This is a genomic window from Flagellimonas ulvae, from assembly GCF_049333175.1.
In the GTDB taxonomy this organism is placed as follows: domain Bacteria; phylum Bacteroidota; class Bacteroidia; order Flavobacteriales; family Flavobacteriaceae; genus Flagellimonas.
This window is the reverse complement of the sequence record NZ_CP186325.1, coordinates 1,828,069-1,847,373: the sequence shown is the minus strand read 5'-3', so window position 1 is coordinate 1,847,373 and position 19,305 is coordinate 1,828,069. Positions and strand designations below refer to the sequence as shown.

General features: G+C 39.3%; 18 protein-coding genes. 13 read left to right on the top strand and 5 right to left on the bottom strand.

Features of this window, described 5'->3' with window-relative positions; translation table 11 throughout:
* Positions 1-30 precede the first annotated feature (30 nt).
* Genes ACOKFD_RS08515 through ACOKFD_RS08505 form a run of 3 tightly spaced genes read left to right on the top strand, consistent with a single transcriptional unit; the run spans position 31 to position 2,978 of the window.
* Positions 31-585 (top strand): hypothetical protein, encoded by a 555-nt coding sequence (locus ACOKFD_RS08515; RefSeq protein ID WP_422860830.1) that lies wholly within the window; start codon positions 31-33, stop codon positions 583-585.
* Complete coding sequence (locus ACOKFD_RS08510; protein ID WP_422860829.1) at positions 582-2,042, top strand: DUF5723 family protein; 1,461 nt, start codon at positions 582-584, stop codon at positions 2,040-2,042. The genes ACOKFD_RS08515 and ACOKFD_RS08510 overlap by 4 nt, the downstream gene beginning before the upstream one ends.
* A 12-nt stretch (positions 2,043-2,054) precedes the next feature.
* Positions 2,055-2,978 carry a hypothetical protein gene (locus tag ACOKFD_RS08505; protein ID WP_422860828.1) on the top strand — a complete coding sequence of 308 codons (924 nt, stop codon included), beginning with the start codon at positions 2,055-2,057 and terminating at the stop codon, positions 2,976-2,978.
* On the opposite strand, the gene ACOKFD_RS08500 is transcribed toward ACOKFD_RS08505, so the two are convergent.
* Entirely contained in the window at positions 2,975-4,252 is a 1,278-nt protein-coding gene (locus ACOKFD_RS08500; RefSeq protein ID WP_422860827.1) for a replication-associated recombination protein A, read from the bottom strand. The two genes, ACOKFD_RS08505 and ACOKFD_RS08500, sit on opposite strands and share 4 nt — an antisense overlap.
* 119 nt (positions 4,253-4,371) lie before the next feature.
* Here ACOKFD_RS08500 and ACOKFD_RS08495 point away from each other — a divergent pair, with 119 nt between their 5' ends.
* On the top strand, positions 4,372-5,109 hold the full coding sequence (locus ACOKFD_RS08495) for a rhomboid family intramembrane serine protease (protein WP_422860826.1): 738 nt from the start codon (positions 4,372-4,374) through the stop codon (positions 5,107-5,109).
* Position 5,110: 1 nt separating this feature from the next.
* Here the strand turns inward: ACOKFD_RS08495 and rlmB are convergent, their stop codons facing one another.
* Entirely contained in the window at positions 5,111-5,848 is a 738-nt protein-coding gene (rlmB, locus tag ACOKFD_RS08490) for a 23S rRNA (guanosine(2251)-2'-O)-methyltransferase RlmB (protein WP_422860825.1), read from the bottom strand.
* A 176-nt stretch (positions 5,849-6,024) separates the two neighbouring features.
* Here rlmB and ACOKFD_RS08485 point away from each other — a divergent pair, with 176 nt between their 5' ends.
* Positions 6,025-6,777 carry a hypothetical protein gene (locus tag ACOKFD_RS08485; RefSeq protein WP_422860824.1) on the top strand — a complete coding sequence of 251 codons (753 nt, stop codon included), beginning with the start codon at positions 6,025-6,027 and terminating at the stop codon, positions 6,775-6,777.
* Between the two features lie 67 nt (positions 6,778-6,844).
* On the opposite strand, the gene ACOKFD_RS08480 is transcribed toward ACOKFD_RS08485, so the two are convergent.
* From ACOKFD_RS08480 to ACOKFD_RS08470, 3 genes are read right to left on the bottom strand one after another with little or no spacing between them, the layout of a single operon-like run.
* The gene (locus ACOKFD_RS08480; RefSeq protein WP_299000062.1) at positions 6,845-7,885 is read right to left on the bottom strand and encodes a hypothetical protein; all 1,041 of its coding nucleotides are present in this window, start codon (positions 7,883-7,885) and stop codon (positions 6,845-6,847) included.
* Positions 7,886-7,901: 16 nt separating this feature from the next.
* Positions 7,902-9,611 (bottom strand): SusD/RagB family nutrient-binding outer membrane lipoprotein, encoded by a 1,710-nt coding sequence (locus tag ACOKFD_RS08475; protein WP_422860823.1) that lies wholly within the window; start codon positions 9,609-9,611, stop codon positions 7,902-7,904.
* Positions 9,612-9,627: 16 nt separating this feature from the next.
* Positions 9,628-12,900: a SusC/RagA family TonB-linked outer membrane protein gene (locus ACOKFD_RS08470; RefSeq protein ID WP_299000059.1), complete on the bottom strand. Its 3,273-nt coding sequence runs from the start codon at positions 12,898-12,900 to the stop codon at positions 9,628-9,630.
* Between the two features lie 531 nt (positions 12,901-13,431).
* Here ACOKFD_RS08470 and rpsL point away from each other — a divergent pair.
* From rpsL to rplB, 8 genes are all read left to right on the top strand, one after another.
* The gene (gene rpsL, locus ACOKFD_RS08465) at positions 13,432-13,806 is read left to right on the top strand and encodes a 30S ribosomal protein S12 (protein ID WP_031445118.1); all 375 of its coding nucleotides are present in this window, start codon (positions 13,432-13,434) and stop codon (positions 13,804-13,806) included.
* 22 nt (positions 13,807-13,828) lie between these two features.
* A complete protein-coding gene (gene rpsG / locus ACOKFD_RS08460) occupies positions 13,829-14,305 on the top strand; it encodes a 30S ribosomal protein S7 (protein ID WP_422860822.1) in 477 nt (158 codons plus the stop codon).
* Positions 14,306-14,313: 8 nt separating this feature from the next.
* Positions 14,314-16,440 carry an elongation factor G gene (gene fusA, locus ACOKFD_RS08455; protein ID WP_299000055.1) on the top strand — a complete coding sequence of 709 codons (2,127 nt, stop codon included), beginning with the start codon at positions 14,314-14,316 and terminating at the stop codon, positions 16,438-16,440.
* 12 nt (positions 16,441-16,452) lie between these two features.
* Positions 16,453-16,758 carry a 30S ribosomal protein S10 gene (gene rpsJ / locus ACOKFD_RS08450; protein WP_007094989.1) on the top strand — a complete coding sequence of 102 codons (306 nt, stop codon included), beginning with the start codon at positions 16,453-16,455 and terminating at the stop codon, positions 16,756-16,758.
* Positions 16,759-16,916: 158 nt separating this feature from the next.
* Positions 16,917-17,534 (top strand): 50S ribosomal protein L3, encoded by a 618-nt coding sequence (gene rplC / locus ACOKFD_RS08445; protein WP_422860821.1) that lies wholly within the window; start codon positions 16,917-16,919, stop codon positions 17,532-17,534.
* Positions 17,534-18,163 (top strand): 50S ribosomal protein L4, encoded by a 630-nt coding sequence (gene rplD / locus ACOKFD_RS08440; protein ID WP_422860820.1) that lies wholly within the window; start codon positions 17,534-17,536, stop codon positions 18,161-18,163. Before rplC ends, rplD begins: the two co-directional genes overlap by 1 nt.
* A 7-nt stretch (positions 18,164-18,170) precedes the next feature.
* Positions 18,171-18,461, top strand: coding sequence for a 50S ribosomal protein L23 (rplW, locus tag ACOKFD_RS08435; protein ID WP_299000050.1), 291 nt, complete (start codon positions 18,171-18,173; stop codon positions 18,459-18,461).
* Between the two features lie 9 nt (positions 18,462-18,470).
* On the top strand, positions 18,471-19,295 hold the full coding sequence (gene rplB / locus ACOKFD_RS08430; protein ID WP_299000049.1) for a 50S ribosomal protein L2: 825 nt from the start codon (positions 18,471-18,473) through the stop codon (positions 19,293-19,295).
* Positions 19,296-19,305: the final 10 nt, after the last annotated feature.

Here is a 19,305-nt window from a genome sequence, read left to right as displayed (position 1 = left end):
CTATTTGTTTTTTAAAAAAGAATTGCGACTATGCGGCCCACACCGTCTCTGTTTCTCACTTTAGTAATCTCCTTATTTTTATACCTTTCTTGTTCCGAGGAACAGGATTTTGATCAGTTCGATGATTTGGAAATCACACCGGCGGTCGCCTCTAGTATTTTTTCTTTCGAAGCTGATGAAGACTTTATAAATACCGTAACCACGGTAAATACGTTTTACACCCAGACTTTTATTTTTGAGGCCTTTAGTGAGCAATTTGTTGCAGAAAGATTGCTGGAAGGCACAATAACATACGAGTTTGCGAATACCACCAGCAAGCCTTTGAATATTATCGTGGAGTTCTTGGATGCTGGAGACAATGTGTTGGATTTTGAAAATTTCAACATTGCACAGGGACCTAATCAAACACTGACTAGAAATGTGGAGTATGGCCCAAATGGAAAACCATTGGATATTTTGATTAACACTGCAAGTATTCGAGTAACCGGTAGAAATCTTGGAGATAACGTAAGTGTCTCACCAGAACCAGATGCCAAAGTTACCATGAAATCGGCTGCTGAATTTATATTCCAATTGGTAGAATGAAATGTATCAGACTTCTGGCATTGGTTTCTTTCTTTGGAACTGTTTTTTTAAATGCCCAAAATAAACAACTACTCTACGATTTCTACGAGATTCCCCAATCATTGATGGTGAACCCTGGGGTCAAAGCCAATGAAAAATGGCACGTTGGCATTCCGGTTTTATCGGGATTTTCCTTTCAAGCCGCAACCAGTGGTGTAACGGTGAATGACTTATTCGCCAATGACGGCATAGATTTTAATGTCAAAGTAAGGGAGAGGGTAATCAACTCTTTGAACCAGCGAGACGATTTTAGTACCACAAGCCAAATTGAAATTTTCAATATTGGTTTTAGAGGAAGAAACAGGCCTGATGATTACTACAGTTTTGGTATGTATGGAGAGACCGATGTAATAGTCTATTGGCCCCAAGATTTAGCTATACTCGCTTTTGAAGGCAATGGAGGGGCAAATATCGGGAGAAGCTTCGACCTTGGACATCTTAATGTTCGAGGTGAAATGGTGAACGTGCTGCACTTTGGAGTCAATCGAAAAGTAAATTCTGGACTAACGGTAGGGCTTAGGGCCAAACTGTATTCGAGTATTTTTAATTTTAAGTCTACTAACAACTCGGGAACCTTTAGAACCACGGCAGGGGAACAGAACATTTTGGAGAACTCCATCGATGCCGATTTACAACTTCAGACCGCTGGAGTAGATGAGTTTTTGGATATTATAGATCAAGGCTCAGGTACCAGAAGACAGGATGCGCAGAACTTGTTTACCCGAAGAGCATTGCTTGGAGGCAACCTAGGTTTGGGCTTTGATGCAGGATTTACCTATAAATTGAATGAACAGACCACTATAACTGGTAGTGTTTTGGATGTTGGCTTTATTTACAATACCAAAGATGTTCGAAACTTTACTCTGGAAGGCAGTGCATCCAACGAAGGAATCAATGTTTTTTTACCAGAGGATATTGATAATTTAGGAACAGACCTGTGGCAAGAACTTATAGATGAAATAGAGGCAGCTGTTCCATATGAAGAGAATGAAAATGGGTATATTTCGTTCAGACCGGTTAAGGTGTATGGCTCTATCAGATACGATTTTGGCGAAGGTAGCACCAAGACTTCTACCATAGACTGTGGTTGTGCCATAAATGTAGTGAAAGGAAATAGTGAACAATACTATCGCAATAGTATTGGAGGACAGATATTTTTGCAAAAAAGACCCTTGGGCATACAACCTGCGCTTACCGGTTTCTATCAAAGAAGATTAGGTAGGGCATTAACTTTAAAAGGTGCCTATACCGTGGATAAGTACTCGTTCTCGAATGTTGGTGTTGGACTTAATCTACAAGCTGGTCCTGTCAATTTCTACATTCTTGGGGATAATTTATTGGCATATCGAAATGTGGCAGATAGTCATTATGCATCCTTTCAATTTGGATTTAATATCATATCTTGGAACGGTAATTGATTACCGTTTACCATGAAACCGAAATTTATCTTCTCGTTGATTTTTACCCTGGTTGTTGGCGCTAGTGCATTAGCCCAGTTCAATGACTATAAATACATTATTGTACCTAAAAAGTTTGATGCATTTAGAAAAGAAAACATGCATCAAACAAGTACTTATATAAAATACTTTTTGACTCAAAAGGGGTTTAACGTGGTTTATGATGATGCTTTGCCAGATGATTTGTTTCAAAATAGATGTTTGGGTGCGATTGTCAGCTTGCAAGATGATTCTTCATTATTTGGCACAAAGGTTTCGATTGTATTTAAAGATTGCCGGTCGGTTGAAATATTTAGGACAATTGAAGGTAAAAGCAAGTTGAAAGAGTTTAGACCAGCATATTCACAGGCCATACAGAGAGCTTTTGTCTCTTTGGATGGTGTGGACTATGAGTATCAACCAAAAAATGCGAAAACAGATACTTCCAAAGAAGAAACTTTGACCTTGAATTTTAAAAACGATGTCAAAACGTTGAAAGAAGAACCGAAAGAGGTTGTTTTGGAACAAAAGGCCACTCAAGAAGAACAAGTTTATAAGGCTATCAAACCTAAACCGGCTATTACGAATAAAGTGGCGGATGAAACCTCTAAAACCGAAGAGGCAAAACAAATGGTTTTGGAACAAGAATCCACAACGGAGAATCAAACTTTTAAGGCGATTGAACCTAAATCTGGTATTTCGGGTTTATTGTATGCCCAACCCACCCAAAATGGGTTTCAACTGGTAGATAGCTCTCCAAAAATCAGATACAAACTAGTGAGGACTTCGGTTAAAGATTTTTATTTGGTCGCAGAAGGTGACAAATCTGGGGTTGTTTTTGTAAAAGACGGTAAATGGCGTCTGGAATATGTTGAAAATGGGGCAATTGTGGTTGAAGAGCTTAATATTAAGTTCTAGTACCCATATTTTCCCTTCCACCGTTTCTGAAGGAATTCACGCATGCCTTTTTCTCTAGGGTTTCCTCCAGGGTTATAAAATGTTGTGCCCGAAATTTCATCAGGCAAGAACTCAAATTCCACAAAATTGTCTTCATGGTCATGTGCATATTGGTATCCTTTTCCATAATTGAGCTCCTTCATCAATTGCGTTGGGGCGTTCCGTATTTCTAAAGGAACCGACAGGTCTCCGGTTTGTCGAACTGTTTGTTGTGCTTTGTTTATTGCCATATAGCTTGCATTACTTTTTGGAGAACTGGCTAGGTAGGTGGCACATTGACTTAAGATAATTCGAGCTTCTGGATAGCCTATGATGTTCACGGCCTGAAATGTGGAATTTGCCAATACCAAAGCAGTTGGATTGGCATTTCCTATATCTTCGGAAGCCAAAATCACCATCCTTCGGGCAATGAACTTGACATCCTCTCCACCTTCAATCATACGAGCCAACCAATATACGGCAGCGTTAGGGTCACTCCCCCGTATGGATTTAATAAAGGCAGATATTATGTCATAATGTTGTTCTCCTGTTTTGTCATAGAGTACCGTGTTTTTTTGAACTTTTTGCAATACCATTTCATCAGTTATGGTAATAGGCTCAGAGCTTTCTGAATTGATAATGAGTTCAAAGATGTTCAGTAACTTTCTTCCATCCCCACCAGACAATCTGAGTAAAGCCTCAGTTTCTTGTAAGTTTATCTTTTTGGCTTTTAGGAGTGAGTCAGATTCTATTGCCCGTTTCAACAAGGCCTCCAAATCTTCTTTTGTAAAGGGATTTAATACATACACCTGGCATCTTGACAAGAGGGCTGGAATTACTTCAAAACTTGGGTTCTCCGTGGTTGCACCAATCAGGGTAATCCATCCTTTCTCTACAGCTCCTAACAATGAATCTTGTTGGGATTTACTGAATCTATGAATTTCATCAATAAAAAGGATTGGATTTTTTGCCGTGAAAAGTCCACCACTCTGTTTGGCTTTTTCTATTACTTCTCTAACTTCCTTAACCCCACTATTGATAGCGCTCAAGGTATAAAATGGTCTTTTGCTATCATTTGCCATAATCTGGGCCAAGGTAGTTTTACCCGTTCCAGGTGGCCCCCAAAGAATCAAGGAAGGTAGGGTTCCATTCCTTATTTGCTGGGTAAGAGCCCCATTTTCGCCCACCAGATGTTGTTGGCTGATATACCCTTCAAGGGTTTTGGGTCGGACGCGTTCCGCTAGAGGTTCATTCATAAGACTAAAAGTAAAACAAATTTTATTCTGGGATTTAGTAGTTTGGTAAGACAAATTATCTAAAACCGACAATTTGTCCATTTTATCACTGTGGAAAGGAAATTGAACAAAGAGACCTGATGAAAGATTCCAAGATGCTAAAAATATGGGAAAGGGCTCTGTTAGCCCCCTTATTTGCTGTCTTGGCCGTATGGATGGTGTATTGGGCGGAAGTACGTTTCGATTTTAATTTTAATCACTTGGGGGTACAACCTAGAACTCTTTCAGGGTTAAAAGGTGTATTTTTAAGTCCCTTTATCCATAGCTCGGCGGAGCATTTGTATAACAATACCATTCCTTTGGCGGTGTTGACTTTTTTTCTCTTTCTTTTTTATAAAGGCGTTGCTTTTCGAGTACTGTTACTCGGGGTTTTAGGTTCTGGAATTTTAACGTGGCTCATCGGTCGACCTTCGTACCATATTGGGGCAAGTGGCTTGATCTATGTATTGGCCAGTTTCATTTTCTTCAAAGGCATTTTTACAAAGCACTACCGGTTGGTGGCCCTTTCACTAATTGTGGTCTTTGTGTATGGCAGTATGATATGGTATGTTTTTCCTATAAGGGATGGTATTTCTTGGGAGGGTCATCTATCAGGCTTTCTAACAGGTCTTTTACTCGCTCTGTTCTTGAGGGTTCATACTCCAAAAGAGAAAAAGTATTATTGGGAAAAAGAAGATTTTGATGAAGAAAATGACCCTTTTCTGCAACATTTTGATGCCGATGGTAATTTTATAAGTACCTCAGAAAAGTTTGAAGAATTTAAGGAGCAGATTGAAATTAAGTATCATTACAAATCAAAAGACGGCAAAGAAGAATAATCTATTTTAACCGCTGTCTTACCACTTCGTACAAAAAAACACCACAAGCCACGGAAACGTTCAGCGAGCCAATACTACCCATCAGAGGAAGTTTGGCCCTTTTGTCCGCGGCTTTTAATATGGATGGCGAAATCCCTTTATCTTCAGCACCCATGATAACAGCGCATGGACCCGAAACATCTAAGTTGAATAAATCGTCTTCAGCCTTTTCTGTAGCTGCTACAATAGTTATTTCATGAGACTGTAGGTAAAAAATAGCATCCTTTAAATGGTTTACCTTAGCAATGGGAACCCTAAATGCAGCTCCCGCTGATGTTTTCACAGTGTCATCGGTAACGGGGGCAGAACCTTGTTTTGGAATAATAATACCATCTACTCCACAACATTCTGCGCTACGGATGATAGCACCAAAATTTCTCACATCGGTTACACCATCCAATAATAGGAAAAACGGTTCTTTTTTTTCTTGAACTACTTTTTCCACTAATGTTTCAAAGCTACTAAATGCAACAGGGGAAATGTTAGCGATGGCCCCTTGATGATTGTTTCGATTCAATCGATTCAATTTCTCAATAGGAACATATGAGGTGCTAATCCCTTCTTTCCGAAGTAAGGATTCCAATTCTTTGGCAAGGTTACCCTTTAACCCTTTTTGTAAATAAACCTTTTGGATGGGCCGTTCTGCCTCGATTGCCTCAATAATGGCACGCAGTCCATATACTTGGGATTTTTTTTCCATGTATTATTTTGCTAGATAGGTGACAAGTTTTCTTAACATTCCAATAAAGGGAATATTGCTATTATTTGTACCTTATATGCAAAGTAAAGCAAGAAGTAGCAATTATACTGATAATTTTTCCTATTGCTCACGATTCAAGCTAATTCATATCAATAAACACGATCAACATGAAAAAAATGAATAGAAAGATTTACTTTTTGTCAATAGCAATGACAGTAAGTACAATATCAATTGCCCAATTACCCGCCTCAAATTTTAGCGCTTCCAATGTTGACTTGGACGTTACAGGGAGAAATCCAAGATTGGATTTTGCTTTTCAGCAAGTAAGAAATCAGAAACCTATAGAAAAGAAAATAAAAATACAAGGTTCTGCTTATTTTAATGAGGAATATAGAAAAGCTTCAATTTATAGTGTAGATGGTATTGAAGGGGTATTGTTGTTAAGATATGATGGTTTTAGGGATCAGTTTGAAATCAAACCAACGGCTAATAATGAAGAGACCCAAGTTCTTCTTCCACGAGAAGATATTTATTGTGTGATTAATGGAAAAACGGCCAAATTCAAAGGCTATAATGACAAGAAAGGAAAATTCGAGCAAGGATATCTTTTTGTATTGGCAGATTTAGAAGATATGGTTCTGTACGAGAAAAGAACAAAACTGTTTAAAGAAGGTAAAGAGGGAACAACTTCTTTGGAACTTGATGTGCCCAATCGTTTCGTTGAATCCAGACAGTTGTTTTTGGGTAAAAAAAACGGAGATAAAGAAGAGATACAATTTTTTAAAACCTCAAAGAAAGAAGTGTATTCCTTGTTTGATGGCGAACCGGAAGCGAGTAAAAAAATTAAGCAGTTTGTTGGCAAAAATAGATTAAACCTAAAAGAGCCTTTTGATGTAGCAAAAGTATTCCGATATTACAATACGTTATAAAAATTGTAATCAATAAAAAAGGCCATCCGTTTTGGATGGCCTTTTTTGTTGGTATTAAAATTGATTATTAGTTATTGGCAGTAAAGATAACTGGCCAATCTACTCCACCTTCTCTGGTTACTACAACAGTTCCTGCATCACCCGTTGAGCTAGAGAACTCAATGGTCATATCTGGTCCAGAAACATTGGTGATCTCATAGCTATAGGTTATTTCAGTATCCGGGTCATTATCACCCTCATCATTTGGAACAACTACGCCATCTTCCAAAAAGACTTCTCCATCCGGAGTAAGTAATGTACAATCCCATTCGATTTCAATATCGTCTCCAGCTGCAGGACCTCTACCTGTATAGCAATCCTCGTACTGACCAAAACTCATATCGCTAGAAGTTAGTACGCCACTTAGTTCACTAGACTCAGTCCATGTAACGACACCATTTGCGGATCCTCCTGAGCATAATCCGCCACCACCTGGTGCAGGTCTAATATCAGTAGTTACATAGGTGTGAGTACCTGCTAAGCTTTCCGTAATTGAACATTCAATCACTGGGAAGTACTCGAACGGAGCTGAGAAAAATGCTCCTCCACTTACAGGACCTCCAACATCCGTATTGGTATAGGTTTCTCCATTTGTCAAATTAAGGACCAAACGAAATTCAAAACGGTCTTTCCCAATAATCATGGACTCATCTATTCCAGTAGCGGCGATTAGTTCATCTGATGTGTAAGAAACCGTTACCTGAGGCAATCCTCTGTCACCGGTGCTAAATTCACTGGCTTGAAGAGTTTGCAAGGAAACTTCAGTTGTAGTCATATCACCACCGTCCGTGGAGTTGTCATCAAAGTTGACGAAGATTTCAACACTTTCCAGTAGAGCTCCTTCCTCCTCATCCTGTTCTTCCAAAACGAGGGTATAAGCTGAACCTGCATCAAATGCATCTGTTTCGTCGTTATAGACTAGGTCATTATCCTCGTCTATGGTTCTTATAACAGCACCAGTACCTACTTCTGCCAAAATTTCATCAACAATCTTATCGTCTGTTTCACAGGCAACAAGTGTAGCAAGTGCTAAACCTAATATTGCAATTTTATAATTATTTGTTTTCATTGTCTGCGTCTAATTTTTAGTTAGCTATTGGGAAAGTTGGCGAGGCCGGATTGTTATCCCAAAAGACTTGAATTGTTTGATTTGGCTTAGGGTCTACCGAAGAGTTGTTGTTCACAAAGTCTGCTGGGTAGTTCAATGACCTTATATATGATCCTGGATCTGGTTCTAAGTTTGGTTGGAACGTAGTTGGGAAACCAGTTCTTCTGTAGAAATTGTATCCATCAATTCCATTACCAAATAAAGAAATCATAAACTGTTCTGCCAAAATATCCCACTTGCCATCATCATCAGCAGCAATAAAGTCAGCACTTACATTGTTACTGTGATTCGTTATCTCTCCAGCCGTAGGGAAGAACGATCCATTTGCAGAGGCGTCCAAAGAACCAAAAGAAGTAACTTTAGCAACTGACTTGGTAAGACCAGCTAATATAAAAGGCTCTCCATCGGAAGGACTTGTCAACATTGCTACTTCAGCTCTCATAAAATCTACCCAAGAAGCCAACATAATTGGAGTAACTCCAGCACCACCGCCACCATCACCAACGGATAGACCTTCAAAACTACTATCATCAAAGATGCCACCAGAAGGATAAACTCCGTAAATAGTTCTGTCAAATCCATCTGGTGGAATACCTGCATTCTGTCCGTGGTCTCTACCCCAATATCCATTGGGAAGTGTACAGAAAGTAAATCCACCGTCGGTATAATGAGCGGGTGTGGGCTCTAAGGAACAGGCTATTGTCTCTTCATTTGGTGGGATTTCTTCACCTGGAACAGCATTTACCTGTCGGTAGAAGTAATATCGGATTCTTGGATCATCCGAAGTATCCATAAGATTCATCAACCAATTAGGCAAATAATCTGCACCCCCAGAAGGAGTATAGTTGTCTGCATACCTTGGATGTCTGGCATCCGGAAGAATTGAATTTGTTCCCCATTGGAATTCTAAATCCTCAGCGGTTTCATCGATGAAATTGTTTTCAGCAACAAGAGCATTAAAACTCGCTACAGCACTACCATCAACCAATCTACGTTGTAGGTAGATTTTCATTTTCAATGTATTACAGGCCTTAACCCAGTTGCTCCAAGTTCCACCGTAATAGAAATCATTCTGTGGCTCGGTAACCACATCGCTTTCAAAGTTAGCGATTGCAGCATCTAGTAAGCCCAAGGCAGCATCATAAATACTTGCTCCAGAATCCACATTAGGATTTAATATTGGTGTTTCCGCAGTAGCCTGAATTGCTTCAGAATAAGGAATGTCACCAAAGAAATCTACCAATGTTACAATGGTATAGGCTTCAATAAACTGAGCTATTGCAGTATGTCTGAATAGTTCATTAGTTTCTGCTGCTGGAGCTAAAGCTCTGATATCAGCTAAAATACCGTTTACTTCAAGACCTGAAGGCAAGGTTTCTGCATTATCTCCTTGGTAGGCTATGTTCCATTCCAAGTTCAGCTGTACTGGGGAAAAATTAGCAATATTCTGATAGTTTCTACCATTTAGGTAACCTATTCGTACCAAATCTCCACCATTTTGTCCCATAAGTTCTACGAACGTCGCAAAATCAATTTGAATTGAATTCAAAAGAAGATCTGCGCTGGACTGATCCAAACTCAGTTGGTTTGGATTATCTGTTAGATCAAGTTCAATGGTTTCACAAGCTCCTAAAAGTAAGGTGGCTATGAGTGCACTTGAACCAAATTTTTTAAATATTCTTTTCATTGTTAATCTTTTTAATTTAGAATGTGGCTTTTACACTTAGACCATATCTTCTTGCACTAGGTCCAGCCAAGAAATCGAATCCTCTACCGTTACCTACACCTAAACCAGCTTGGTTAGGATCGAAGTTAGTTCCATCTGGTACATTGATGGCATCATAGAACAAGTTTAAACCTGAAGCAGTAATGCTCAAAGATCCAAAAGGAGTTTTGTCCAAGAACTTCTTAGGTACTGAATAACCCAAAGAAACTTCTTGTAAACGAATTACAGTTCCATCAAATACCCCTAATTCATCAGGACCAAACAATACATTGTTGAAATAGAATGTAGAGTTGTTGATTTGCTTGGTATTTGGACTTCCATCAGATTCCTGAACACCAGGGAGGATAAAAGTATTGACCCTATCCACTGTATCCGTAGTTAAACCTCTACCTAAAAGAGTTGAGATAGTTCTGGAGTAAATGTCTCCACCTTGTGTATAGTTCAAAAGGAAAGAGAATGTGAAGTTTTTATAGGATAAACTGTTGTTTACGTTAAGTATCCAATCTGGATTTGGATCACCTATTACAAATTGTCCTTGTTCCTCAACAAAATCACCAGCACTATCAACCAATGCTTCGCCATTTTCATTACGTGCTATTCGTGTTCCTACAATTACACCTAATTGCTCACCTTCAATGGCCGCATTACCTAAGTCTGCAAAACCAGAGTACACGATGATATCTGTATCTGCTCCTAGGTCTTCAACCGTTGCATTGTTGGTTGTGAAGTTTGCGTTCAAATTCCAGTTAAACCCACCTTCTTCTGAACTACGGAAAGGATTAATGCCTAAGTCTACCTCAAGGCCATCCCCTTTAATCTCACCAACGTTGGTTTGCTGTCTTGTAAATCCAGTAGATGGATCTAAAGGTCTATCAACAATCAAGTCTTCTGTTGTTCTATTATAGTATGAAGCTTCCAAAGAAACAATATTGTTAAAGAATCTAGTTTCGATACCTACTTCAAACTCCGTTAAAAGTTCAGGCTGCAAGTCTGGATTACCTAAACGGTTTCCTACAGAATTAGTTACAATATCAACCCCTTCATCTTGGAAGAACTGCGTGTTAATATTAAGGTTTGTCGCTACAGGGAATCCAGTTGGAAAGTTCGCTGAAGTTCCGAAACCAGCTCTTAACTTTAAGTAGTTCAATCCTTTTTCAGATTTTAGACCATCAAAGACTGTGGTTGGGATGAAGGATACACTCGCACTAGGATAGAAAACAGAACGGTTTTCAATATCCAAGTTGGATACCCAGTCATTTCTTCCAGCCAAAGTCAAGAAAATCCATCGGTCATAATCAAAATCAGCTTGAAGAAATGCTCCGGCGATGTTTCTTTCTTGGAAGAACTGAATCTCATTTTGGTTGGCAAAGTTCACATGCCTAAATACATCAAACACCTGCTGACCACTACTGGCAACACCATTTCTATCCAAAACCTCTCTTCTGGAAGTGATACCCGCGTTGAACGTCATACCTACTTGCTCAGAAAGATCGTAATCCCCATTTAAGATAAGGTCATGGTTCAAAATGGTATTTGTATTGTTCCATGTTTGGTAGAAACCACTGATTAACTCAGCATTAGGCTGCCCTCTACCTCCTGCGTTTTGTTGGTTTACATTATTCTCGCTAAAGACATCAAGACCGAATCTATATAGAAGGTTTAGATTGTCGTTAAAGGCATATGTCAATGACATATTACCAAATACACGATTAGTTACCTGTTGTACCTTGGCATTGGCAACTGTCCATAGTGGATGCTGGATACTGTTGTTCTGTCTGTAATAAACGCTGGAACCATCAATTGGATTTTGGAAAGGTAATCCTATTAAATCCACACTTCTAGGAGTAAAAAACAATTCCCCGAAAACGGATGAACCTGTTGCTTGGTTCAACGCTCCGTTACCTGTACTTGCTGCTACCGGAGGTGTTCGAAAATCAGTATTGGAGAAGTTGAGAGTACCCGCCACAGTAAATTTATTTGAAAGAATAGCTCTACCTCCAAGTCCTATGGTATACCTTCTAAGGTTATTACCAGGAGTAAATCCTTCATCATCCAAATGACCAAAGTTGGCATTGTACGATACTTTTCCATCATCAGAAGCCCCTCTTATATTTATAGAGTTGGTCTTTACAGTTCCAGTTCTAAAGAAATCAGGAACACTGTTATAAGGTCTCCAGTCATATCTAACTCCCGCAAACTCTGGGAATGCATCCGGAATGCCAGTAGCACTTGCGGCTGTGGAATATGGGTGGGCCAAGGTGCCGTCCTCATTAAAGCCTACATTGTCTCTTGAATCTACACCGTTAATCCAACCTGCTACACCATCTCTTTCGAAACTAGGTCCCCAGTTACTGAAAAACCACCCAAAGGCTTGATCAAATCCATTACCAAATTGATTTTGATAATCTGCCAAAGAAGCGATTTCGTTAAAGAAGAGAGAAGAAGTTACAGTAATCTCATTTTTCTTCACTGCTCCAGTAGAAGCTCCGTTTTTTGTAGTTATCAAAATAACCCCGTTTCGTCCAAGTGTCCCATAAAGTGTGGCAGCAGCCAAACCTTTAAGAACGTTAACACTTTCAATGTTGTTTGGATCTAAATCTAAGAAACGGCTAGAACCCGAGTTACCATCGATAAAATCATCTCCAGCATCTCCATCAGTACCACCCACACTATTTGTGCCACTATCGAAAGGAACACCATCAACAATAAATAATGGTTGGTTACTTCCACTAAAGGAACTGAACCCACGAATGATAATGTTCGTTCCAGATCCGGAAAGTCCACTCTGTTGAGTAATGTTAAGACCGGAAGCCTTACCAGTCAAAACTCTACCAACATCACCTTCGGTACGTTGCTCCAAGTCTTCGCTTCCAACTTCAGATACCGCGTAACCAAGAGCTTGCTTTTCTCTTTTAATACCCTGGGCAGTAACAATTACCTCTTCAAGAGCCTGGGCATCCTCCTCCATTTGGACATTGACGGTGTTTCCGGCACCAACCGTACGTCTAACCTCTTTTTGACCGATGTAGGTAAAAAGAAGGGTTTGACCCACGCTCGCCGAAATGGAGTAATTTCCATCAAAATCTGTTTGGGTACCATTACTAGTACCTTCTACGACAATGTTAACCCCAGGCAACGGAAGGCCGTCCGAATCCGTGACCGTCCCTGAAATCGTCTTGTCTTGTGCAAAGGATAGATGCACAACAAACGCCAATAGTAGCGTTAACAATCCATTAAGTTTTGTTCTCATTACTTTAATTATTTGAATTAGCTGGGCCTAAAGTCATAATTTCATGTTAATAATCCAAAGGATTTTAGATAAAATTTTAGAATTCCTTAAGAATTTAAAAAGGAATCAAAAAAGTTGATAATGATCAGAAAAAAAATAATCAGGACCTTTCTTTTTGCGGATTTAATAAAAATGATTGGTTTTAATTCATTTGAGAAATTTTTCCAATCTTAAAATTCAGGAAAAATTTATCGTATATATATTAAGGTATAAACCACTTATAATTTTTGATTGTAAAAAGAGAAAAGAAGTAGGGTATGCTTTTTAAAATCTTATCAAAAGAGTACTATTTATTGCCGAGATTATGTTGAAACGCAAAAAGGAAGATTTTAAAGTATTTTCAAGTTGGTGATTCTTCAAAATTTCATGTTTACTTCGGTAAGCATGTGCTTAAATTCAAAAAAAAATAGACTTGATTTGATTTATTGTTGTTTATCACTACATTTGCACCCCTCAAAACGAGGGTTGTTTTGATTTTATAAAGAAATTTTAATGCCAACAATTTCACAATTAGTACGAAAAGGAAGAGTCACAATTACCAAGAAGAGTAAATCGGCTGCTTTGGATTCGTGTCCTCAAAGAAGAGGGGTATGTACGCGTGTTTACACTACTACACCTAAGAAACCAAACTCTGCAATGCGTAAAGTTGCAAGGGTAAGGTTGACGAACGGTAAGGAAGTAAATGCATACATCCCTGGAGAAGGTCACAACCTCCAAGAACACTCGATAGTATTGGTAAGAGGTGGAAGAGTAAAGGATTTGCCTGGTGTGCGATATCATATCGTTCGAGGGGCTTTGGACACTGCGGGTGTTGCAGGAAGAACCCAGAGACGATCTAAGTATGGTGCAAAGCGTCCTAAAAAGTAAGTAACACTTTTAAGAAGAAGAGATGAGAAAAAGACAGGCAAAGAAAAGACCTTTATTGCCAGACCCAAGGTTCAATGACCAGCTGGTAACCCGTTTTGTCAATATGATGATGTGGGACGGAAAAAAATCCGTAGCCTACAAAATTTTTTACGATGCCATTGACATCGTTGATGAAAAAAACACAGACGAAGAAAAAACTGCTTTAGAGCTTTGGAAGGATGCTCTTTCCAATGTTATGCCACATGTTGAGGTTAGAAGTAGAAGAGTGGGTGGAGCTACGTTCCAGATTCCCATGCAGATTCGTCCAGATAGAAAGATTTCTACTGCTATGAAGTGGCTGATCAGTTATGCTAGAAAGCGTAATGAGAAATCCATGGCTCAAAAATTGGCTGCTGAGGTTTTGGCTGCTGCCAAAGAAGAAGGTGCTGCAGTTAAGAAAAGAGTGGATACACACAAGATGGCAGAGGCCAATAAAGCATTCTCACACTTTAGATTTTAGTTCATAAAATGGCAAGAGATTTAAAATATACAAGGAATATTGGTATTGCTGCTCACATTGATGCTGGTAAGACCACAACTACAGAGCGTATTCTTTTTTATACAGGTGTAAGTCACAAGATTGGGGAGGTGCATGATGGTGCAGCTACTATGGACTGGATGGAACAGGAACAAGAGCGTGGTATTACGATTACTTCTGCTGCTACAACCTGTACATGGGAGTTTCCTACTGAGAATGGCAAACCTACAGCCGATGCAAAAGGATACCACTTTAATATCATTGACACTCCGGGACACGTTGACTTTACGGTTGAGGTGAACCGTTCACTGCGTGTTTTGGACGGATTGGTTTTCTTGTTTAGTGCGGTTGATGGTGTTGAGCCTCAGTCTGAGACAAACTGGAGATTAGCGGATAACTATAAAGTACCACGGATTGGTTTTGTAAATAAAATGGACCGCCAAGGATCTAACTTCTTAATGGTTTGTAACCAGGTTAAAACAATGTTGGGCTCTAATGCAGTTCCAATTGTTTTGCCAATTGGTGAAGAAGCAGATTTCAAAGGAATTGTGGATTTGGCAAAGAACAGAGCTATTGTATGGCATGATGAGAACTTCGGTTCTACATTTGATGTTATCGATATCCCTGCTGAAATGCAAGATGAGGTAAAGGAGTATAGAGCTGCTTTAATTGAAGCGGTAGCAGAATATGATGAGGAATTAATGGAAAAATTCTTCGAAGATGAAGATTCCATTACTGAAGAAGAAGTGCATGCTGCATTGAGAGCTGCTGTTATGGATAGAGCTATCATTCCTATGATTTGTGGTTCTTCTTTCAAAAACAAGGGAGTTCAATTCCTATTGGATGCTGTTTGTCGTTACTTACCATCGCCTATAGATAAGGATGATATCGTAGGTACCAACCCTGATACTGGTGAAGAAATCACTAGAAAGCCAGATCCAAAAGAGCCTTTCTCTGCTTTAGCATTTAAGATTGCTACGGATCCTTTCGTAGGTCGCTTGGCATTCTTTAGAGCATATTCTGGTCGCTTGGATGCAGGTTCTTATATCTTGAACAACCGTTCAGGAAAAAAAGAGCGTATCTCTCGTATTTATCAAATGCACTCTAATAAGCAGAATGCGATTGAATATATAGAAGCTGGAGATATTGGTGCGGCTGTAGGGTTTAAGGATATCAAAACAGGGGATACCATGTCTTCTGAGAAACATCCTATCGTTCTTGAAAGTATGGACTTTCCTGACCCTGTAATCGGTATTGCAGTTGAGCCTAAAACGAAAGCTGATGTAGATAAATTGGGGATGTCTTTAGCTAAGTTAGCTGAGGAAGATCCAACGTTCCAGGTTAAGACTGATGAGGCTTCTGGTCAGACAATCATTTCTGGTATGGGTGAGCTTCACCTAGATATCATTGTTGATCGTTTGCGTCGAGAGTTTAAAGTTGAGGTGAACCAAGGGCAACCTCAAGTGGAGTACAAAGAAGCGATTACACAGTCTGCTGACCACAGAGAGGTCTACAAGAAACAGTCTGGTGGTCGCGGTAAGTTTGCAGATATTGTCTTTACTATGGAGCCTGCTGGTGATGAAGTAGTGGGATTGGAATTTGTAAATACTATTAAGGGAGGTAACATTCCTAAAGAATATATTCCGTCAGTAGAAAAAGGATTCAAAGAGGCTATGAAGAATGGTCCTTTGGCTGGATTTGAGATGGATAGTATGAAGGTTACTTTGAAGGATGGTTCTTTCCACCCTGTGGATTCTGATTCACTTTCCTTTGAATTGGCTGCAAAAATGGGATACAAAGCTGCAGCTAAATCTGCAAGATCTGTATTGATGGAGCCTATCATGAAAATTGAGGTGTTAACACCTGAAGAAAACATGGGAGACATAGTTGGTGACCTTAACAGACGAAGAGGAACTATTAGTGATATGAGTGATAGAGCTGGTTCCAAAGTGGTTAAGGGTGAGGTGCCTTTATCAGAAATGTTTGGTTATGTTACATCATTAAGAACATTGTCTTCTGGTAGAGCAACTTCAACTATGGAATTTTCGCACTATGCAGAAACTCCAACCAATATTGCAGAAGAAGTTATTAAATCAGTAAAAGGAGTAACCGCTTAATTTTTCAGCAAGATGAGTCAAAAAATTAGAATTAAATTAAAGTCTTATGACCACAATTTGGTGGATAAATCTGCTGAGAAAATTGTGAAAACAGTAAAGACAACAGGTGCTGTTGTAACTGGACCAATTCCATTACCAACACATAAAAAGATATTTACAGTTTTGCGTTCACCTCACGTGAACAAGAAATCTAGAGAGCAATTCCAATTAAGTTCTTATAAGAGATTGCTTGATATTTATAGTTCTTCTTCAAAAACTATTGACGCTTTAATGAAATTAGAGCTTCCAAGTGGTGTAGAAGTCGAAATAAAAGTGTAGATTTGCACGCCCTTTGAGAAAAAGGGTAACATGTCCTGAGCTGCGTGCGAAGGAAAAACGGGAAAAAGAAAAAATATCTGGGTCACAGAATCTTTTCTTTGACCCAATTTTTTTGCCAAGAAATTGGCCTTTAAAAGAAATAATTAATAACAAATAATATGTCTGGGTTAATAGGAAAGAAAATCGGCATGACCAGCATCTTTGACGAGAATGGAAAAAACATTCCATGTACTGTCTTGGAAGCAGGGCCATGTGTGGTTACCCAAGTCAGAACCGAAGAGGTAGACGGGTACAGTGCCCTTCAGCTCGGTTTCGATGACAAGGCAGAAAGACGTGCAAACAAGGCCGAATTGGGCCATGCAAAAAAAGCAGGTGCTTCTCCAAAGAAGAAAGTCGTTGAATTCCGTGATTTTGAAGGTGAGTTTAAATTAGGTGATACCGTAGGTGTTGACCTTTTTAATGAAGGAGAATTTGTTGATGTTATAGGAACATCAAAAGGAAAAGGATTTCAAGGTGTTGTTAAAAGACACGGCTTTGGTGGTGTTGGACAAGCAACGCACGGTCAACACAATAGATTAAGAGCTCCTGGTTCCATTGGAGCTGCATCATATCCTGCTCGTGTTTTCAAAGGCATGAAAATGGCCGGAAGAATGGGAGGAGAAAGAGTTACAGTTCAAAACTTGAAAGTATTGAAAGTGGTTCCTGAGAAAAACCTAATCGTTGTGAAAGGTGCTGTTCCAGGTCATAAAAATGCTTACGTAACAATCGAGAAGTAATGAAGGTAGCAATTTTAGATATTACCGGAAAAGAGACAGGAAGAAAGGTTGACCTTTCAGATGTTGTTTTCGCAATAGAGCCTAACGAACATGCCATTTATTTGGATGTTAAGCAGTATTTAGCTCACCAAAGACAAGGTAATCACAAAGCGAAAGAAAGAGCTGAGATTACCGGAAGTACCAGAAAAATCAAAAAACAAAAAGGGACAGGTACTGCTCGTGCGGGTAGTATTAAGTCTCCTGTGTTTAGAGGTGGTGGTAGAATCTTCGGTCCAAGACCTAAAGATTACACCCAAAAGCTTAACAAAAATGTGAAGCGTTTGGCTAGAAAATCTGCACTTAGCCAGAAAACTAAAGCGAAATCTTTGGTTGTGGTCGAGGATTTCAATTTTGAAGCTCCCAAAACAAAAGATTTTGTATCGTTTTTGACTTCCTTGGGGATTGAGAACAACAAATCCTTGGTTGTATTGGGAGGTGCTAATGATAATGTGTACTTGTCTTCAAGAAACTTAGAGCGTTCTGAAGTAATCAACAGTTCTGAATTGAACACTTATAAAATAGTAAACGCGAATAGCGTTGTGTTGACAGAAAGTGCTTTGGAAGGAATTCAATCGAACTTAAAGAAATAAGAGTATCATGAGTGTGTTGATAAAGCCAATCATTACGGAAAAAATGACCGCGGATAGCGAGCTTTTCAATCGTTATGGATTCTATGTTGACCCGAATGCCAACAAAATCCAGATTAAAGAAGCGGTTGAGGCCACTTATGGTGTATCTGTGGAAAAAGTAAGAACTATGAATTACGGTCCAACCCGTAAATCTAGATATACAAAAACAGGTATCCAACACGGTAAGACCAACGCTTTGAAAAAAGCGATTGTAGATGTTGCCGAAGGAGATATTATTGATTTTTACAGCAATCTATAAGGACAAGAAATGTCAGTTAGAAAATTAAAACCGATAACCCCTGGACAGCGTTTTAGAGTAGTAAACGGATTTGACGCGATTACTACTGATAAGCCGGAGAAGAGTTTGATCGCTCCGTTAAAAAAGTCGGGTGGTAGGAACAGTCAAGGAAAAATGACAATGCGCCATAGAGGTGGAGGTCATAAAAGAAGATATCGTATTATCGATTTCAAAAGAGATAAGCAAGGTGTTGAAGCTACTGTAGTTTCTATCCAGTACGATCCCAACAGAACAGCATTCATCGCATTGGTGGAGTACAAAGATGGAGAGAAGCGATATGTGATTGCACAAAATGGATTGCAAGTGGGCCAAAAGATTTCTTCTGGTTCTAAGTCTGCTCCAGAAATTGGTAACGCATTGCCATTGAGCGAAATTCCTTTAGGTACAATTATTTCTTGTATCGAACTTCGTCCAGGTCAAGGTGCTGTTATTGCTAGAAGTGCTGGTACTTTTGCACAATTGATGGCGAAAGATGGAAAGTTTGTCACCATTAAATTGCCTTCTGGTGAAACTCGAATGATATTGGCTAATTGTTTAGCTACGGTCGGAGCAGTTTCAAACTCTGACCACCAATTGTTGGTATCTGGTAAAGCAGGTAGAAGTAGATGGTTAGGTAGAAGACCAAGAACTAGACCAGTAGCCATGAACCCAGTTGATCACCCAATGGGTGGTGGTGAAGGAAGGGCTTCCGGAGGTCACCCAAGATCGAAGAACGGTATTCCTGCTAAAGGATTTAGAACTCGTTCTAAGACCAAAGATTCCAATAGATACATTGTAGAACGTAGAAAGAAATAAAAGTAAAGAG

Coding starts and splice junctions, on each gene's coding strand:
- rpsL (WP_031445118.1), top strand. CDS start 13,432: ATGCCAACAATTTCACAATTAGTACGAAAAGGAAGAGTCACAATTACC.
- rlmB (WP_422860825.1), bottom strand. CDS start 5,848: ATGGAAAAAAAATCCCAAGTATATGGACTGCGTGCCATTATTGAGGCA.
- ACOKFD_RS08515 (WP_422860830.1), top strand. CDS start 31: ATGCGGCCCACACCGTCTCTGTTTCTCACTTTAGTAATCTCCTTATTT.
- fusA (WP_299000055.1), top strand. CDS start 14,314: ATGGCAAGAGATTTAAAATATACAAGGAATATTGGTATTGCTGCTCAC.
- rplW (WP_299000050.1), top strand. CDS start 18,171: ATGAGTGTGTTGATAAAGCCAATCATTACGGAAAAAATGACCGCGGAT.
- ACOKFD_RS08470 (WP_299000059.1), bottom strand. CDS start 12,900: ATGAGAACAAAACTTAATGGATTGTTAACGCTACTATTGGCGTTTGTT.
- rpsG (WP_422860822.1), top strand. CDS start 13,829: ATGAGAAAAAGACAGGCAAAGAAAAGACCTTTATTGCCAGACCCAAGG.
- ACOKFD_RS08500 (WP_422860827.1), bottom strand. CDS start 4,252: ATGAATGAACCTCTAGCGGAACGCGTCCGACCCAAAACCCTTGAAGGG.
- ACOKFD_RS08510 (WP_422860829.1), top strand. CDS start 582: ATGAAATGTATCAGACTTCTGGCATTGGTTTCTTTCTTTGGAACTGTT.
- ACOKFD_RS08495 (WP_422860826.1), top strand. CDS start 4,372: ATGAAAGATTCCAAGATGCTAAAAATATGGGAAAGGGCTCTGTTAGCC.
- ACOKFD_RS08480 (WP_299000062.1), bottom strand. CDS start 7,885: ATGAAAACAAATAATTATAAAATTGCAATATTAGGTTTAGCACTTGCT.
- ACOKFD_RS08485 (WP_422860824.1), top strand. CDS start 6,025: ATGAATAGAAAGATTTACTTTTTGTCAATAGCAATGACAGTAAGTACA.
- ACOKFD_RS08475 (WP_422860823.1), bottom strand. CDS start 9,611: ATGAAAAGAATATTTAAAAAATTTGGTTCAAGTGCACTCATAGCCACC.
- rpsJ (WP_007094989.1), top strand. CDS start 16,453: ATGAGTCAAAAAATTAGAATTAAATTAAAGTCTTATGACCACAATTTG.
- ACOKFD_RS08505 (WP_422860828.1), top strand. CDS start 2,055: ATGAAACCGAAATTTATCTTCTCGTTGATTTTTACCCTGGTTGTTGGC.
- rplC (WP_422860821.1), top strand. CDS start 16,917: ATGTCTGGGTTAATAGGAAAGAAAATCGGCATGACCAGCATCTTTGAC.
- rplD (WP_422860820.1), top strand. CDS start 17,534: ATGAAGGTAGCAATTTTAGATATTACCGGAAAAGAGACAGGAAGAAAG.
- rplB (WP_299000049.1), top strand. CDS start 18,471: ATGTCAGTTAGAAAATTAAAACCGATAACCCCTGGACAGCGTTTTAGA.